11 protein-coding genes and 1 tRNA gene are annotated in these 16,979 nt (G+C 70.3%); 5 read left to right on the forward strand and 7 right to left on the reverse strand.

Annotated features, from left to right (window positions below; all coding sequences use genetic code 11):
* Positions 1-49 precede the first annotated feature (49 nt).
* Positions 50-1,270, reverse strand: coding sequence for an ROK family protein (locus tag ABH920_RS19340; RefSeq protein ID WP_370350428.1), 1,221 nt, complete (start codon positions 1,268-1,270; stop codon positions 50-52).
* A gap of 114 nt (positions 1,271-1,384) precedes the next feature.
* Here ABH920_RS19340 and ABH920_RS19345 point away from each other — a divergent pair, with 114 nt between their 5' ends.
* Both ABH920_RS19345 and ABH920_RS19350 read left to right on the forward strand, forming a co-directional pair.
* Positions 1,385-4,279 (forward strand): discoidin domain-containing protein, encoded by a 2,895-nt coding sequence (locus tag ABH920_RS19345; RefSeq protein WP_370350429.1) that lies wholly within the window; start codon positions 1,385-1,387, stop codon positions 4,277-4,279.
* A gap of 325 nt (positions 4,280-4,604) precedes the next feature.
* Entirely contained in the window at positions 4,605-6,866 is a 2,262-nt protein-coding gene (locus tag ABH920_RS19350; protein ID WP_370350430.1) for a helix-turn-helix domain-containing protein, read from the forward strand.
* A gap of 13 nt (positions 6,867-6,879) precedes the next feature.
* Here the strand turns inward: ABH920_RS19350 and ABH920_RS19355 are convergent, their stop codons facing one another.
* The 3 genes from ABH920_RS19355 to ABH920_RS19365 are packed head-to-tail and all read right to left on the reverse strand — an operon-like array spanning position 6,880 to position 9,288.
* Complete coding sequence (locus ABH920_RS19355) at positions 6,880-7,767, reverse strand: ABC transporter permease (protein ID WP_194910644.1); 888 nt, start codon at positions 7,765-7,767, stop codon at positions 6,880-6,882.
* Between the two features lie 25 nt (positions 7,768-7,792).
* Positions 7,793-8,848 (reverse strand): ATP-binding cassette domain-containing protein, encoded by a 1,056-nt coding sequence (locus tag ABH920_RS19360; protein WP_370350431.1) that lies wholly within the window; start codon positions 8,846-8,848, stop codon positions 7,793-7,795.
* Positions 8,849-8,880: 32 nt separating this feature from the next.
* Entirely contained in the window at positions 8,881-9,288 is a 408-nt protein-coding gene (locus tag ABH920_RS19365) for a winged helix-turn-helix transcriptional regulator (RefSeq protein WP_370350432.1), read from the reverse strand.
* A gap of 87 nt (positions 9,289-9,375) precedes the next feature.
* On the opposite strand from ABH920_RS19365, the gene ABH920_RS19370 reads away from it, so the two are divergent.
* A complete protein-coding gene (locus ABH920_RS19370) occupies positions 9,376-10,233 on the forward strand; it encodes an alpha/beta fold hydrolase (RefSeq protein WP_370350433.1) in 858 nt (285 codons plus the stop codon).
* Here the strand turns inward: ABH920_RS19370 and ABH920_RS19375 are convergent.
* On the reverse strand, positions 10,220-11,524 hold the full coding sequence (locus ABH920_RS19375; protein ID WP_370350434.1) for an alginate lyase family protein: 1,305 nt from the start codon (positions 11,522-11,524) through the stop codon (positions 10,220-10,222). The two genes, ABH920_RS19370 and ABH920_RS19375, sit on opposite strands and share 14 nt — an antisense overlap.
* A 380-nt stretch (positions 11,525-11,904) precedes the next feature.
* On the opposite strand from ABH920_RS19375, the gene ABH920_RS19380 reads away from it, so the two are divergent.
* Both ABH920_RS19380 and ABH920_RS19385 read left to right on the forward strand, forming a co-directional pair.
* Positions 11,905-11,978: transfer RNA gene (locus ABH920_RS19380), tRNA-Leu, on the forward strand.
* Positions 11,979-12,171: 193 nt separating this feature from the next.
* Positions 12,172-13,467 (forward strand): carbohydrate-binding protein, encoded by a 1,296-nt coding sequence (locus tag ABH920_RS19385; protein ID WP_370350435.1) that lies wholly within the window; start codon positions 12,172-12,174, stop codon positions 13,465-13,467.
* Positions 13,468-13,562: 95 nt separating this feature from the next.
* Here the strand turns inward: ABH920_RS19385 and ABH920_RS19390 are convergent, their stop codons facing one another.
* Together ABH920_RS19390 and ABH920_RS19395 are read right to left on the reverse strand one after the other, a co-directional pair.
* Positions 13,563-16,124 (reverse strand): FtsX-like permease family protein, encoded by a 2,562-nt coding sequence (locus tag ABH920_RS19390; protein WP_370350436.1) that lies wholly within the window; start codon positions 16,122-16,124, stop codon positions 13,563-13,565.
* Positions 16,125-16,127: 3 nt separating this feature from the next.
* On the reverse strand, positions 16,128-16,919 hold the full coding sequence (locus ABH920_RS19395) for an ABC transporter ATP-binding protein (RefSeq protein WP_370350437.1): 792 nt from the start codon (positions 16,917-16,919) through the stop codon (positions 16,128-16,130).
* Positions 16,920-16,979: the final 60 nt, after the last annotated feature.

Raw genomic sequence — 16,979 nt, forward strand, 5'->3', positions numbered from 1 at the left:
CAGTGTTCGTACAGGGGCCTCACCCGCGAATCCCTGCGGCTTCAGGGTTCTAAGGCCGCCCCGCAGGGTCCTGATAAACCCGCTCCAGTGCCGAATGCGCACCCCCGAGCGCCGGCGCCGAGAACCCGAGCCGCGACACCTCGACCTGGCACCCGCCGGCGTCCGGCGCCATCACCCGCTCGCGCACCACCGAGCGCACCCGCTCCAGCATCAGCTCCCCGACATGCGTGAAGTACCCCCCGAGCACCACCGCGCCCGGGTTCAGCACGTCGGCCAGCAACCCGATGCCCAGTCCCAGATCGGCCGCCACCCGGTCGAACGCCGCCACCGTCCGCTCGTCCCCGGCCAGCGCGCGCTCCCGCAGCTCGGCCAGCCGCTGCTCGACGTCCACGGTCGGGTCGTGCACCGGATCGCCGGGCGCGGCGGCCAGCCGTAGCAGGGCACTGAGACCGACCATCGTCTCCCAGCACCCGCGCCGCCCGCACGCGCACTCCCGCCGCTCCGGGTCCAGCGGCATGTGCCCGATCTCGCCGGCGAACCCGGCGGCGCCGCGCAGCAGCCGGCCGTCGCTGACGATGCCGCCGCCGATGCCGGTCTCGCCGGTGATGTAGAGCAGGTCGTGCAGGTCGGCGTCCTTGATCGCCAGGTACTCCGCGACCGCGCCGAGCTTCGCGTCGTTCTCCAGCCGCAGCTCCGGCGTGCCGGGGCCGAGGCGCGCGCCGAGCTCGGCGAGGACCTCGACGTCCCGCCATCCCAGGTTGGCCGCGTAGTCCACGCGCCCCGCCGCGATGTCGACGACGCCGGGCACCGCCAGCGTGATCCCGGCCGGTCGGACACCGGTGCCCGCGATCTCCGTCAGGCAGCGCGTGATCAGCCCGGCGAGCAGGTCGAGCACCGATCCGACGCCGGCCGCCGCGACGCCGACCGGCAGCCGCTGTTCGAACACTGTCTCGCCGCGCAGCGTCATCGCCAGGACGCCCACGTAGTCGGCGCTGATCTCCGCTCCGACGCCGCACACGTCGCGGCCGTCCAGATGCACCGACAGCCCCGGCCGCCCGATCGACCCGTCGCGCTCGACCGTCCCCTCCGAGGCCAGCCCGAGTGCCACGAGCTCCCCGACCAGACCGGTGATGGTCGGCTTCGGCAGGCCGGTGTCGGCGGCGATGCGGACGCGCGAACGGGGTCCGGCGTCCCTCAGCAACCGCAGGACCACGCCGAGGTTGTCCCGGCGGATCGACGCGCGGTCGCTCGGCCGCAGATCCGACTTCATCCTCCACCCCTTTCGCTGGCGCCCATCGTGGCATGCGGCGCCGCCCGGGTATTGACGGCTGCCGCAATAGTTTGGATCCTACTTTAACTAACTACAGACCGGGAGGGCCCACCTGTGAGAACGAGACCGGCGATCCGGACCAGAACGTCCGTCGCCCTCGGAGCCGTCGCCCTGGCGGCGGTCGGCCTGGCCGCCCCAGCCTCCGCGGCACCCACAGCCGGAGCCGTGCACGCTTCGGCCGCAGGCGTGGTGACGCTGGGCGGCAAGTGCCTGGACGACGCGAACCAGGGCACTGCGAACGGCAACGCCGTCCAGCTCTATGACTGCAACGGATCCTCGGCGCAGAACTGGACCTGGAGCGCCGACGGCACCGTGACGGACTACGGCAAGTGCCTGGACATCACCGGCGGCTCCGATGCGAACGGTGCTCTGCTCCAGCTCTACGCGTGCACCGCGAGCGCCGCGCAGCAGAAGTTCACGTGGCTCCCCGACGGCACCGTCTACAGCAGCAAGTCCGGCAAATGCCTGGCGGTGCAAGGCGGATCCGCCGCCGACGCCGCCCGCATCGGCCTGGCGCCGTGCGACCCCTCGCAGCCGCTCGAAGTCTGGAACGCCACGACGGCCCCGCCGCCGAAGTACACCCTGTCCGCCGGCACGCCGGTCTCCTACGCCAACCCCGACGACACCCCGGCGTCGGTCTACACCGACGCGAACGGCCAGTTCTATTATCAGCAGTCACATTCCCTTTACGGGGCGACCGACAGCCGCCAGTGGAGCTTCTACTCCGGCAGCAACTTCGACACCGCGGCCCTGGCGCCGATCAGCACCTCGGTGAATCCGGCGAACAAGCAGGACAGCAACGGCGACACCACCTGGCGCTGCAACAACAGCCCGACCGGCGTCACCTCGACGTACGCGCCGTCAGGGTCCGGATACGCCGAACGCAACTACTGCGACCTGTCCGGCACGTGGGTCGACCCGGACACCGGCTGGTGGTACGGCCTGGTGCACAACGAGTTCACGCCGCAGCCCTTCGGCGACGGTCTGCACTACGACGCCATCGACTACGCGGTCTCCAAGGACCACGGCGCCACCTGGAGCATCGCAGGGCACGCAGTCACCTCGCCGTACAGCACCGCCCGGGACGACACCACCCAGTTCCCGAACCAGACGTACTACTACGGCGACGGCGACCAGCGCCTGTTCGTCGACTACGCCTCCGGCTACTTCTACGCCTTCTACGCCACGCGCGTCCTGGACAAGAGCGGCGGCGGAACCGTGTGGCTGCAACACGTGGCGCGCGCCCCGATCTCGCAGAAGATGGCGACCTCGTCGTGGCGCAAGTGGTACGACGGCGCGTGGCAGAGCCCTGGTGTCGGCGGTGCGGAGAGCGACATCATCCCGGCCGAGGGCGTCGGGAGCGGGTACGTCGCCTCCGGCGACGACTACCAGCCGTCCGCGTCGGGCGCGGTGAGCAGCCAGGTCGCGGCCGGCACCCTGCCGGACAACTCGCAGCTGGCGGTGATGAACGTGGCGTGGGACGCGTACTTGGGCAAGTACATCGGCACGCCGCAGAACAACGTGGCGCAGGCTACGAACACCCTGACGCCGCTGCACTTCTACACGACCGATGATCTGGCGACGCAGAAGTGGACGGACATGGGGCTGGTCTCCAGCTTGCCGAACGCGGCGTGGTACCGGTGGTTCCTGGACTCCTCGACGCTGACCAGCTCCACGGTCGTGGGGAAGACGTTCCGGTCGTACTGCGCGTACTACTGCTCGACGTACACCAGCGAGTACTCGCCGGTGACGATCGCGCCGCAGTCCTCTAGCGCGTTGCCGGCGGGGCCGGTCAGCAGCGGTGTCACGTATGAGATCGGCGCAACTGACGGCCGTTACTTGGCACAGCAGGGCTCTTCGTTGACGACGGTCGCTGGCTCGGGCACATCTGCGTCGCAGATGTGGAAGTTCACACCGACTGGCGATGGGTTCTTCACCATGGCCAACGCTGGTTCGGGGCGCGTGCTCGGGGTGCCTTCGACGTCGAACGCCGGCCGGGCTTGGGATGCGTCCGTGACGCTCGGCTCGCTCGGCGCTACTGCGACGACCGGGCAGCAGTGGTCGATCCAGACGATCGTGCAGTCGCCGGCGGCTCGGGGCCGTTCGACGGCCACCGGTGTGTATCGCCTGGTCAACCGCTATAGCGGCTTGGCTCTGAGCCTGACCGGCTCCGGCTCGCTTCCGGTCGCCACCGCGCCGCAACGCGGATGGGACAACCCCGGCACCGCCGGCGACACCCGCCCGGCGAGCGCGCAGGCGCTGGCCTTCACGGCGGTGTCCGGCAGCCCCGGCAACGCGATCACCGTGACCAGCCCCGGCAACCAGACCTCCACCGTCGGCACCCCGATCAGCCCGCTGCAGATCACCGCATCGGACTCGGCCGCCGGCCAGCACCTCACGTACGCCGCCACCGGCCTGCCCGCAGGACTGGCGATCAACGCCGCCACCGGCCGGATCACCGGCACCCCGACCGGCAACGGCGCCACCACGGCCATGATCACCGCGACCGACGCCACCGGCGCCACCGGCAACGCCACCTTCACCTGGACCGTGGTCGGCACCGACCTCGCGCTCGGCAAACCGACGACGGCATCATCGGCGCAGTCCGGCGGAAACTACGCGGCGAACCTGGCCACCGACGGCAACCCGAACACCAGGTGGTCTAGCACCTTCTCCGACCCGCAGTGGCTCCAGGTCGACCTCGGCGCCACCCACTCGATCACCGAGGTGAAGCTGGCCTGGGAGGCGGCCTACGCACAGGCCTTCCAGCTCCAGACCTCCACCGACGGCTCGACCTGGACGACCATCTACAGCACCACCACCGGCAGCGGCGGCACGCAGGACCTGACCGGCCTGTCGGGCTCGGGGCGCTACATCCGCATGTACGGCACGGCGCGGGGGAGCGGGTACGGCTACTCGCTGTGGTCTTTCGAGGTATATGGGAGCTGAGATAGGCCCGGCGCTGTGGTGCGGAAGCCCGCCACGGCGCCGGGCGCACGGCACACCGCAGCTGGATCAGCTGCACACTGCGGACACGCGTTGCGGCTCCGACGGTGTTCCTCGGCACGGCCACCATCGTCGGAGGCCGTGGCGACGCGTTCGTGGTCGATCGCGACAACCAGGAGTACCAGAACGAGGTCCGGCATCCTCCATGTAACGGATCCGGCCGCCGCCGACACTTAAGACGTCGTCACCTGGGTCGACTGCTCCTGAGCTGTGCACATCCGTTCGGCCCACTAAGATCAACGGTCACGCCACGACCGGGAGGGCCGCCATGCCGCAGCTGGAAACGACCTTCGCGGCGGAGCTGCGCCGCCTGCGGCTGCGGGCCCAGCTGACTTTGGAGGCGCTCGCCGAGGCCTCGGGTGTGAGCGTCCGGACGATCGGTGCGCTGGAGCGCGGCCAGAGCCTGGGCCCTCAGCGCCGGACCGTGCTCGCCCTGGCCGACGGCCTCGGTCTCGACGATGCGGAACGCCAAGCCTTAGAGCAGCTGGCTGACGTGGGTCGTCCCCGGCCGGTCACCGCGCCCGGCGGCTGGTGCGTGCCGCCGCGGCCGGTTCCCGACTTCACCGGACGTGACGCGGAGGTGGACCGGCTCGTCGCGCTGGCTGCGGAGTCCGGCGCTGACGCGCACGCCGCCGCTGCCGTCGCCGTGCTCTCCGGTCCCGGCGGGGTCGGCAAGACGACGCTCGCGGTCGAAGCCGGTCGTCGCGCGGCCGCCTCCGCCGGCCTTCCGCTGTTCTACCTGGACCTGCGCGGCATGGACCCCGAGCCGCTGGAACCGGCGGTGGCCCTGTTCCGGTTGCTGAAAGCGCTCGGCGTTGGCAACCGCGACATGCCCGATGACCTCGACAGCAGGTCCGGGCAGTTCCGCACGCTGGTGGAGCAGCGGCCGGCGATCGTCGTCCTGGACAACGCGCGCGACGAGGAGCAAGTTCGTCCCCTGTTACCCGGCGCGGGCGTCGGGTCGGTGCTCGTCACCAGTCGCAGACTCCTGACAGGACTGGAGGGCGTCGAGCGCCTGGCGGTCCCGATCCTCGACGACGCAGCGGCCCAGCGTCTGCTGACCTCGATCGTCGGCGACACCGAGGGTCCCCGGGGCGACGGTCTGGAGGATCTGGCCGCGTTGTGCGGCGGACTGCCGCTCGCGCTGCGCATCATCGGCAACCGCCTGGCCACGCGCCCTCGCTGGACCGCCCGCCAGCTCGCGGACCGGCTCGGCGACTCCGAGCGCCGCCTGGAGCGGATCCACGCCGGGGACCTGCAGATCACGGCCGCGTTCGCCATGTCCTACGACCACCTGACCCCGGCCGCCCAACGCCTGTGCCGCCGCGCGGCGCTCGTGCCCGGCCCCGACTTCGCCGCGCCGCTGGCCTCGATGCTGATCGGCGCCTCGGTCCCGGACACCGAGGAGTTGCTGGACGAGCTGCACGAACTCGGCCTGCTGTCCCAGACCGCCGGCGGCCGCTACGGCTTCCACGACCTGATCCGCCTGTTCGCCGGCGACCGCCTCGACGCCGAGGAGCCCGGGCGGCGCGAACCGCTGGCCGCCGCGATGACCGACTGGCTGCTGACCGTGGCCGTCGCCGCCGGCCGGTGGTTCGAGCCCGCATACGGCGCCGCCCCGGCGGAGTGGGACCTCCCGGTGGACCTGTCGAGCGCCGACGCTGCCTCGGCATGGCTGCAGGACGAGGCGGACAACTGGTTCGGCGCCGTCCGCATCGCCGCGTCGGAAGGCCACGATCGTCAGGTCATTGATACGGCTGAAGCCGTGCGCTGGTACTCCGACCGCTGGTTCCTGTGGACGCACTGGCACGAGCTCTTCGTGCTGGGCGTCGAGGCCGCCGACCGGCTCGGCGACACGGTGGCGCAGGCCAAGCAGCTGAACTACCTGTCGTGGGCCCAGGCGCAGCGCCACGAGCACGCGACGGCCGCCCAGACCGCTCTGCGTGCGGCGGGCATCGCGGAAGCGGCTGGAGCGGTGGGCCCGCAGGCCTGGGCGTTCCTGTTCGCAGCGAACGCCGAGGCTCAGCTGGATCTGTCCAAAGCGCTGCGGCACGCGCAGGACGCAGACCGTTTGTTTGCCCAGAGCGAGGACTACGAGGGCCAACTCAACGCCCTGCAAACGGTCGGCATGATCTCGCTCATGCTGGGCCACGCGGATGAGGGTATTGAGAAGCTTCGCGAGGCCGTGGAACTGGCACGCGTCCCGCAGGACGGACCCGGCCTCCAACTCATCGCCGACGTAGCACTTCTGCTCAGCGCCTGGTACCTGGCGCGCGCCTACGAACAGACCGGCACTGACGCCGACCCCGCCGCCGAGGACGCCTACCGCCTGGCCCTGACCAGTGCCGATGCAGCCGGGACGCCGTATCAGCAGGCGAAGGTCGAGCGTGGGTTCGCCCTCCTGCTCGACCGCACCGATCGACGTAAGGAAGCTGCGACGCTGCTGCGCGCGGCGCGTGAACGGTTCGTCGAGGTCGATGCCGCACCGGAGGTCGCGGAGGCCGATGCGTTGTTGGCCGAGTGGGGCTGACTCCAGCCGCCGTCTAGGAGAGGACGCGTCGCCCGAAGTTCCGCAGCCCCAACCCCAAGAACAGCGCCAGGAACCCGATCAGCACGGGATACACGATGTACAGATGCATGTGCGGCGCGTCGGTCAACGCCGCGCGCATCCCCTCGTTGATGTAGATCAGGGGATTGACGAGCACCAGCGTCTGCAGCCACGGGAACCCGCCGACCTTCACCGGCGCCAGCCGCGTCCACTCGTAGTAGGTCCCGCCGAGGAACGTGAGCGGCAGGACCACGAAGCCGAACATCAGGCCGATGTTGCGTGCCTCGAACGTGGTGCCCAGCAGCAGGCCCAGCGACGTCATCGCCACGCAGGCCAGTGGGATCAGCGTCAGCAGGATCCACCAGTGGTACGACAGGTCCGCGTGCACGCCCTTGGCATGCACCACCGCGGCGATCGGGAAAACCAACAGCGCCGAGATCATCCCCTGGACCGCGCCGGAGAACACCTTCGCCATCGCCACCAGCCAGATCGGGCACGGCGCCTGCACCCGGTCCTCGATCTCGCGCGTGTAGCCGAACTCCGAGGCCAGCTGGAGTGCCACCGCCTGGATGCCCTGGAACATGATCGCGATCCCGACCACTCCCGGCACCAGCACCGTGGCGAACGCCGACTCGCTGCGCGCGCCGCCCCCGCCGCCGATGCCCTGGCCGATCGTGGGGAACACGTACAAGAACACGAAGACCAGCAGGAACGGCTGGACCAGCGTGCGCGCCACGAACTCGCCGAAGTGCTTCTTCAGCACCATCAGGTCGCGCAGGATCAACGCGCCGAGCGCGGTACGGGACGCCGCGGCGGCCGAACGCGCCGGCCGGGAGCGGATCTGCTGTCCGGTGCCGCGCACGGCCTCGGTTCGCGCGGTCATCAGTCCCTCAGCTCCTGAACGGTCATCAGTCCCTCAGCTCCTTACCGGTCAGGCCGATGAACACGTCCTCCAGGCTCGGCGCGGCCACGGACAGGTCGGCCACGACATACCCGGCGCTCTCCGCGGCGCCGATGATCCGTGCCAGCGAGCCGTCGGCGCCGCGCAGGTGCAGTTCGAGGCTGTCGCCGGACGCCCGCAGCCGGGTGATGCCCGAGACCGACTCGCGCAGCGCGGCTCCGAGCGCGTCGAGGTCGCCGCGGGCCTTGATCGAGACCACCGTGTCCGCGTCGACCCCGTGCTTCAGCCGGGCCGGGGTGTCCAGCGCCAGGATGCGGCCGTGGTCCATGATCGCCACCCGGCCGCACAGCCGGTCCGCCTCCTCCATGTAATGCGTGGTCAGCAGAATCGTCTGGCCGTCGGCGTTGAGCTCGCCGAGGATGTCCCACAGCGCCAGCCGGCTCTGCGGATCGAGCCCGGCGGTCGGCTCGTCCAGGAACAGGACGGCGGGCCGGTGGAAGATGGCGCGCGCGACCATGAGGCGCTGCGCCATGCCGCCGGACAGCGCGAAGACCGAGGCCTTGGCCCACTTCGCCAGCTGGAACTGCTCCAGCAGCCGGTCGGCGGTGCGCCGCGACTCGGCCCGGGGGACGCCGAACAGCAGGCCGTGGACGTACAGGTTCTCCCAGACGGTCAGCTGCCGGTCCAGCGTGTTCTGCTGCGAGACCACGCCGATCAGCTGCTTGGCCAGGGCCGGCCGCGCCACCACGTCGACATCGCCGACGAACGCCTGCCCGGACGTGGGCACCACCCGCGTGGTGAGCATGCCGACGGTGGTCGTCTTGCCCGCGCCGTTCGGGCCGAGCAGGCCGAAGATCTCGCCGGGCCGCACGTCCAGGTCCAGCTTGTCGACGGCGGCGAAATCCGTGCCGCGGTAGACCTTGGTCAGCTCCCGGGTGCTGATGACGCTGCCGGCCTCGCCGGCTCCACTGCCGCCGCCGCCATCACGGGTATCGCTGTCACTGCTGACGCCGGCCGGGGCCGGGGCCCCCGGTTGCGGGACCGGGACCGCTGGGGACTCCACACGCTCAGGCTATTGCCGGCGGCCGGAGCCCGCTACAGCTCGGCCGTCCCTCGTTCGGTCGCCGCACGCTCGTTGGCGCGATCGATTTCCGCCATATGCTCCTCGGCCCACGCCCGAAGCGCGGCCAGCGGCTCCTCCAGCGACAGGCCGAGCGCCGTCAGGCTGTAGTGCACGCGCGGCGGGACCGTCGGCTCCACGCGGCGCCGCGCGAGACCGTCCTTGACCAGGCCCTGCAATGTGGTCGAGAGCATCTTCTGGGACACGCCGGGCATCCGGCGCCGCAGCTCGGCGAAGCGGACCTCCTGCGGCGCGGCCTCGGCGAGCACCTTCACCGCCATCGACGTCCACTTGGAGCCGAGCCGGTCCAGCAGTTCGCGGGTCGGGCACGCCGGATCGAACAGGTCGCCGCGTGCGCCGTCGGCCAGGGCGGTCACTTCCACCTCACCACCTGACGGAGAAGTGCCGTCTTGGCGGCGCTCCGTCGCTCTCTTACGGTTACGAGATATCCAATGGTAACCGCTTCTCACATGGGAGGACATGTGTCCACGCCGATCGAACTGCTCCGAGTGCCCGCCAACGGGATCGAGGTGAACGTCGCCGTCGCCGGCAGCGGCCCGGCGCTGTTGTTGCTGCACGGCTTCCCGCACACCTGGCGACTCTGGAGCGCCGTTATCGGACCGCTTTCCGAGCGGTTCCGGGTCATCGCCCCGGATCTGCGCGGCCTCGGAGACAGCTCACGTGCCGCGGCGGGCTACGACGGCGAAACCCTCGCTACCGACGCCGAACAACTGCTGGCCGCACTGGACGTGGACTCGGCCGCGGTCGTCGGTATCGACGCCGGTGCCGCCCCGGCGTTCCTGCTCGCCATGCGCCGGCCGGATGTGGTGCGGCAGCTGGTGCTCATGGAGGCGATGCTCGGGCGCCTGCCTGGGGCTGAAGACTTCCTGGCAGCCGGTGCGCCGTGGTGGTTCGGCTTCCATGCCGTGCCGGGCCTGGCCGAAACGGTCCTGGCGGGACACGAGGCCGAATACGTGGACTGGTTCCTGGCCGCCGGGACGGAGGGACGCGGCATTCCCGCCGGTGTACGCGACGCTTTCGTCGCCGCGTACACCGGTACCGAGTCCCTGCGCTGCGCCTTCGAGCACTACCGCGCGATGCCCGAGACCGCGCGCCAGATCGCTGCGGCGACCGCCGAGCACCGGCTGAGCGTGCCGGTGCTGGCGGTCGGCGCGCAGCCAGTGGGGCCGACGCTTTACCAGCAGTTGCGCGAGGTCGCGGACGATGTCACTCGGCACGACATCGCAGAATGCGGACACATCATCCCGCTGGATCGTCCCGAGGCTTTGCTGGCCGCGCTGAACGATTTCCTGATCACGAACCGCTGATCGGGTCCAACTGTTCCGGTGCCGGACGCAGCAGCCAGATGTCCCCGCCGGGCGGCGTCGGGAGGTGCGACACGGCGGCGCGCGCCGTGCGGTCTCCGGCGTCAGCGGCCGCGTGGACGACGTCGTCCGCGGCGAACGCCTGGAACTGGAGCTCCGGGTACGTCCACGCGGCCTGGCCGGTGGCGGCCGGGACCACGAAGTCGACGGCCTTGAACAGCGTGCCGCCGGTCGGGGTGGCGTAGTGCCACAGGTCGACGCCGACGTGCTTGCCGATCATCGCCAGCCGGGTCAGGGCCACCAGGTCGAAGGTCGAGTAGTGGAAGCTGCGGGTCCGGGCCAGCTCCAGCGGCAGGCCGCCGTTCGCGGCGATCTGCACGTTCAGCCGCTTGGTCTGCGCGGTCACGACGATCGAGCGGGCCAGCGCCGGCTGCCCGGTGGCCAGCGCGAGCGCGGCCTCCTGCATGTCGAAGAACGAGCCGTGGTTGTTGGTCGACGCGGCCTCGTCGGAGGCGTTCTTGCTGGTCTGCAGCCAGCCGAGGAACTGCTTGTTCCAGGTGGTCATGCCGGCCTGGTCCGCGGCCGACCAGCCGGGCGCGCCGGTGTTGAGCAGCGCGACGGCGTCCAGGATGTCAGTGAACTGCTGCGAGAAGTCGATGATCCCGATGCCGCGGCCGCTGACCGCGCAGGGGATGAACTGCGTGTAGTCCAGGCTCGGGTTCATGCGCGTGGCCGGGTCGACGAACCAGGTGCGCAGATCCAGCGCCGCCCGCTGCGCGTACGCCGCGTCGCCGGTGTAGTACCAGGCCAGCGTGAGGTCGTAGACGGCATTGAACATCTCGCCACGCTCGGCGTGGTCGGTGATGTCGTCGATCGCAGGATTGCGCACGCCGTCGCGCTGCACGTACGGGCAGCCCCAGGGGTTGGCGGCGGTGGCGGGCTGCGTCGGCCACCAGTAAGGGGCCTGACTCAGGTAGTCGTGCTTGTCGCCGCTCGGCGGCAGCTGCGGCTTGTCCGTCACGGACCAGGGCCCGGCGGTGAGCGCGGCGTCGGCCTGCTTGCGCAGGTCGGCGAGCGGGGCTTGCAGCGACGGCAGCCCGACGCGCACGAGCTCGCGGGTCAGGGCCAGGCGGTAGCCGTCCAGGACGACGGTCGCCGGGACCTGGAACCGGTGCGCCGGCGAGCTCTGCTGCGCGGAGCCCGCTGCCGAGGCTGTGGCTGCCGATGGCGCGAACAGACTGGTGACGAGTGCGAGGGCTGCGAGTATTCGGGGCGTCGTGCGGCTGCGTTTCAACGAAGGTCTCCCGTTCCGCCTGGTAGAGGTGATTCACATACGTGAAGCGATGACAGAGCCATGAATTCCGCGGCCTCAGTGTCGCGCGGGAGACGGGGCACGTCAATGAACTCATTCGGTCCGGTCCACCGGCCGGATAAATCAGTTGTCCGTGCTCTGCGGGCCCGGCAGGATGTACCCATCAAGCGGTTCCGAAGCCGAGATCGGACAGGAAGGGGCAGGGACATGACCGTCGTAGCGACCCGACTGTGCGTCCTCCGGTCCCTGTGCCTTGCACGCCTTCCGGAGGAGATCTCGGCCTGACCGTCACCAGGTGACGGTCCAAGGGCCGCCCGCCGGAAGGGGAAACCTCCGGCGGGCGGCCCTTTCTCGTACCGCAAGCTTCCGTAGCCCAATTGGGAGAGGCACGGCGTTCAGAGCGCCGTCAGTGTGGGTTCGAATCCCACCGGGAGCACTGGGCCTGATTTCGCGTCCCTCGTAAGGGTTTCGGCGGTTCCGTTCGTCGCCCAGAACTATTGGTCTGAACCAATCTTGTAAATGGTCTTGACCAATCTGTTCCCCGCACGTACAAAGTGGACACCGGGCCACCCCACGGGCTCGGCGAGTTGCGCAATCCACCAGCACCTCTCCCCACCCTTGGAGGGCTCATGCGGATCGGAAGACGGAATCTTCGCGCAGCACTGACAGCCGGCTCGGCGTTCGGGCTGGCGGTCGGCGCGACAGCTGTCGCGGTGGCCACGGCCCCCGCGGCGCAGGCCACCACGTGCGCCGCGGCGTGGAGTTCCACCGCCGTCTACACCGCCGGCCAGCAGGCCAGCGAGAACGGGACCAACTACACCGCCAACTGGTGGACCCAGGGCAATGACCCGGCGACCAACAACGGCGGATCCGGCACCGGACAGCCGTGGACGTCCAACGGGGCGTGTACCGGCGGCGGCACCACCGGTGGCGGAACCGGTGGCGGTACCGGCGGAACCGGCGGCGGCACCGGTGGGGTGAGCGGCCTGCTGCTCAGCCCGTACAAGGACGTCACCGTCAACATGAACTGGAACACCTACCAGATGCAGTCGGCCGTGACCGGGTCCGCCCTGCCGGTCGTGGGTTCCGGGAGCCTGGTGTCGCAGTACATTCCGAAACTGCCCGCGATCACCCTCGCGTTCGCCACCGGCTCCTGCGGCAGCGAGACCTGGGGCGGTGTTCCGGCCGCCGGCTTCGCCTCGGAGAACGTGGCCCAACTGCACGCCGCCAACCTGAACTACGTCGTGTCGACCGGAGGTGCGGCCGGGACCTTCACCTGTGCCTCGACGTCCGGCATGGACTCGTTCATCGCCCGCTACGCCAGCCCCAACATGGTCGGCGTCGACTTCGACATCGAAGGCGGCCAGAGCCAGTCCGACATCCAGAACCTCGTCGCCTCCGCGGTCGGAGCACAGGCGCAGTACCCGAATCTGCAGTTCTCCTTCACGCTCGCCACACTGGGCGCCTCCGACGGCAGCTACGGCGGCGTGAACTCGCTCGGCGACGAAGTCGTCCGGGCGGTGCGCGGCTCCAGCCTGAACCACTACGTCATCAACCTGATGACCATGGACTACGGCAGCGGATCCAGCAGCGTGTGCGTCGTCTCCGGCAGCAGTTGCCAGATGGCGCAGTCGGCGATCCAGGCGGTGAAGAACCTCGAGCACACCTACGGGATCCCGGCCAGCAAGATCGCCGTCACGCCGATGATCGGTATGAACGACGCCACCAGCGAGATCTTCACAGTCGCCGACGTCAACACCCTGTCGTCCTACGCAACCAGCAACGGCCTGGCCGGGCTGCACTTCTGGTCACTGGACCGGGACACGCCCTGCTCGGACACCTACGCGTCCCCCACCTGCAACTCCATCCCCAGCACGACAGCGCTGCAGTACACCAAGCAGTTCATGAGCGACACCGGGCACTGACGACGAACCCAGAGCGGGCCGCGCACGTCTCTGTGCGCGGCCCGCTCGATGCAGAACGCGAGGTGGATGGCCGGTGGCTGTCAGGCCGCCGGGTGTCAGCCGGCCTCGACCGGCCGTGCCCGCAGAGCGAGTCTGGTGGGGATCAGAACGGCGGCGGCGGCCAGGGCTGAGGTCGCAGTGATTATCGCCAGGTAGAGGAGCGGGGGAATGTAGGGGAGCGGGGAGCCGGTGAGGCCCAGGCTCACCATCATGAGCGGGGGGAGGGGGACCAGGGTGCCAACTGCCACCGCGATGAGGATCAGCATGAGCGTTTCCATGCGCATCATGCGCAGGACCTGGTCGGGCGTGGCGCCTACCAGCCGGAGGAGGGCGAACTCCCGGGTTCGGGAGAGGGTCGTCATCACCAGGGTGTTGGCCACGGCCACGGCTATGTAGCCGAAGACCAGGACCAGGGGGAGGGCGTTGCCCAGGAGGCCGGCTGTGGCTGTGCGTTGTTGGGCCGCGGACAGGCCGCCCTTGTCCCGCACTTGAAGGCCGGGGTATCGGGTGGTGAGGGCGGTGAGTTCGGCTTCGGTCTTCTTGGGGTCGGCTGTGCCTGCGACCCGGACGAGGACTGAGTCGTAGAGCCGGCGGGAGCTGTGCTGGAGGAGGGTCTCGGCAGTCAGGGTGACGTCGCCGAATCCGAGGCCGCGCTGGTAGATGGCGATCACCTGAGGGTGCACGGTCTGCCCGTCGGGGAGGTGGATGCGGGCCTTGTCCCCGATGCCGACGCCCAGGGTCGCGGCCGCCCCCTTGCTGAGCGCCACCGTGTCCGGGGCGAGCTTGTCCAGGCTGCCGGAGGTCACGTCCAAGTCGACGACCCGGTCCAGGTCGCCCGGGGCCAGGCCCTCGGCGGAGTACTTGAAGATCTCCGGGGAACCGAGCAGGGGCGTCGAGGCATAGAGGTCGATACGGATCGTGCCCACGGCGGTTTCCACGCCGGGGAGGCCCCGGATCTGCTGCGGGGCGTCCACCGGGAGGCCGCCGGCTTCGCCGGTGAGGGTGTAGTCGGCCAGGACGCCGGCTCGGGCCTGGTCGCCGGCGGCGGCGCTCATGGTGGTGGGGATGAACAGCTGGACGGAGGCGAAGCCGATGGCGAGGATCAGGGGGCCGATTCCGGCGGCCAGACGGCGGGCGTTGGCCTGGGTGTTGGCGACGGCGAGGTAGCCCAGGTCGCCGAAGCGGCGGCGGAAGGGCGCGGCCAGGAGCCGGGTCGCGCGGGCCACCACCGGCGGGGCCAGCATCAGGCAGGCGATCACCATGAGCAGGCCGCCGGTCGCCGCGCCGGCCACCGCGAAGACGCTGCCGAAGAACAACGGGAGCGTTGAGGCGGCGAAACCGATGAGCAGGAGCAGCGCCCCGAAGACGACCCGGGCCCGGCCCAGGCCCGGTTGCTCGGTCTGGGACCCGCTCAGCGCCTCCACCGGACGGATCGCCACCACTTTGCGGGCTACCGTGAACCCCGCCACCTGTGCCGCGAGCACTCCGATGCCGACCGCCGCGACCATGGGGATCGGACCGTAGGAGAACTCGAAATCCTCGGGCAGCATGCCGACGGCCGAGAACGCGGCGCGGAGCAGGCCGGCGACCGCCGTACCCGGGAAGCAGCCCAGCACCGAGGCCACCACCGAGATGAGCAGGACCTCGCCGGCGATCATCTTGTGGATCTGCTTGGGCGTCGCGCCGACCGCGCGCAGCAGCGCCAGTTCACGGCGCCGCTGGTGGACGTTCAGCGCCAGGGTGCTGCCCACCACCATCATGGTGATAATCACGACGGTGCCGCCCAGGGCGCCGGCCAGTTCCTTCAGCGTCCCCCGGGCCGACGCCACGTCCGGATTCTCCACGCTGCTGCGCCCGGCACCGGTGTAGAGCTCGGTCCCGGTGCCCTTCAGCGCCGCGCCGATCCGGCCCTTCAGCGTGCCGATGTCAGTGCCGTTCGTGCCCTGATCCGCCAGCACGCCGATCGCAGAAACCTGATCCGGGCGGCCGAACAGCGTGCGGGCCTCGTCGTCGGCGAAGAAGACCGGCGGCGTGCGCAGGGCACCGCCGCCGGTGAACGTCACGATGCCGACGACCCGGTACGGCGTCGCGGCGCGGGTGGAGGCGATCTCGACCGAGTCGCCGACCTTCGCCTGCACCCGGTCGGCGACCGAACGCTCCAGCACCACCTCGTCGGCCTGCTGCGGCTCCCGGCCGTCGCGCTGGAACGGACCGAGCCCGGCCGCGCTCCAGTTCGTCCCGTCCGAGGTTCGGCCGTCGGCCCCCTGCACCAGCTTCCCGTCCTTGTCGACGACCTGCGCCGGGAAGGTGAGCACGCCGACGGCCCGGCCGACCCCCGGGATGCCCGCCACCCGGCCGACCAGGTCGGCCGGGACGCCCGCCACATCGGTGATCGGCTTGCTCTTGGTCTTCTTCCCGTCGTGCACCGAGAACGACCGGTCCCCGCCGACGACGATCGGCGCGGCGGCGTAGCGCTGCACCGGGACTCCGTTGCCGATGCCGGACTGCAGGATGATGCCGAAAGCGGTGATGAGCACCGAGGCACCGAACAGGGCGACGAACGCCCCGACGAACCCGGCCTTGCGTTCTCTGAGGGTCTTGACGATCAGCTGGAACACGGCTCACCATTCCCCGAGCTTGGTCATCTGTTCGGCGACGCGCTCCGGTGTGGGATGCGTCATCTCCTCCGCGTGGCGGCCGTCCGCGAGGAACACCACACGGTGCGCGTAAGAGGCGGCGACCGGGTCGTGGGTCACCATCACCACCGTCTGGCCGAGGCGGTCCACGACCTCGCGCAGCAGACCGAGCACCTGCCTCGCGGTCCGGGTGTCCAGCGCCCCGGTCGGCTCGTCGGCGAACACCACCTCCGGCCGCGCCACCAGCGCGCGGGCGATGGCCACCCGCTGCTGCTGGCCGCCGGAGAGCTCGGCGGGCCGGCGGTTCATCTGCTCGGCCAGCCCCACCTGCCCCAGCACCTCGTGCAGCCGCGCGGGGTCGATCCGGCGTCCGGCCAGCATCAGCGGCACCGTGACGTTGTCGGCGACGGACAGCGCCGACAGCAGGTTGTACGCCTGGAAGACGAAGCCGACCCGCTCCCGGCGCAGGATGGTCAGCCCGACCTCGTCGAGCGTCGACAGGTCGGTGCCGCTGAGCACCACCGAGCCGGCGTCCGGCCGGTCCAGCCCGGCGGCGCAGTGCAGGAAGGTGCTCTTGCCCGCCCCCGAGGGACCCATCACCGCGGTGAACGAGCCCCGGGCGAAGGCGAGGGACAGGTCGCGCAGCGCGTGGACGGCCCCGGCGCCCTTCCCGTACGTCTTGCGGACGCCGTCCAGGCGCACCACCCAGGGCGAGTTGTTCACTTTCGGCCTCCACTGCTCGCGCTCATCACCGGCACACCCCGAACGTAGGTTCATGACCAGGCGCGACAACACGGCGTGGACTGGAGAATCGATGGTGCAGAAAACTGCCGCTCG

It is taken from the genome of Catenulispora sp. EB89, assembly GCF_041261445.1.
Classification (GTDB): domain Bacteria; phylum Actinomycetota; class Actinomycetes; order Streptomycetales; family Catenulisporaceae; genus Catenulispora.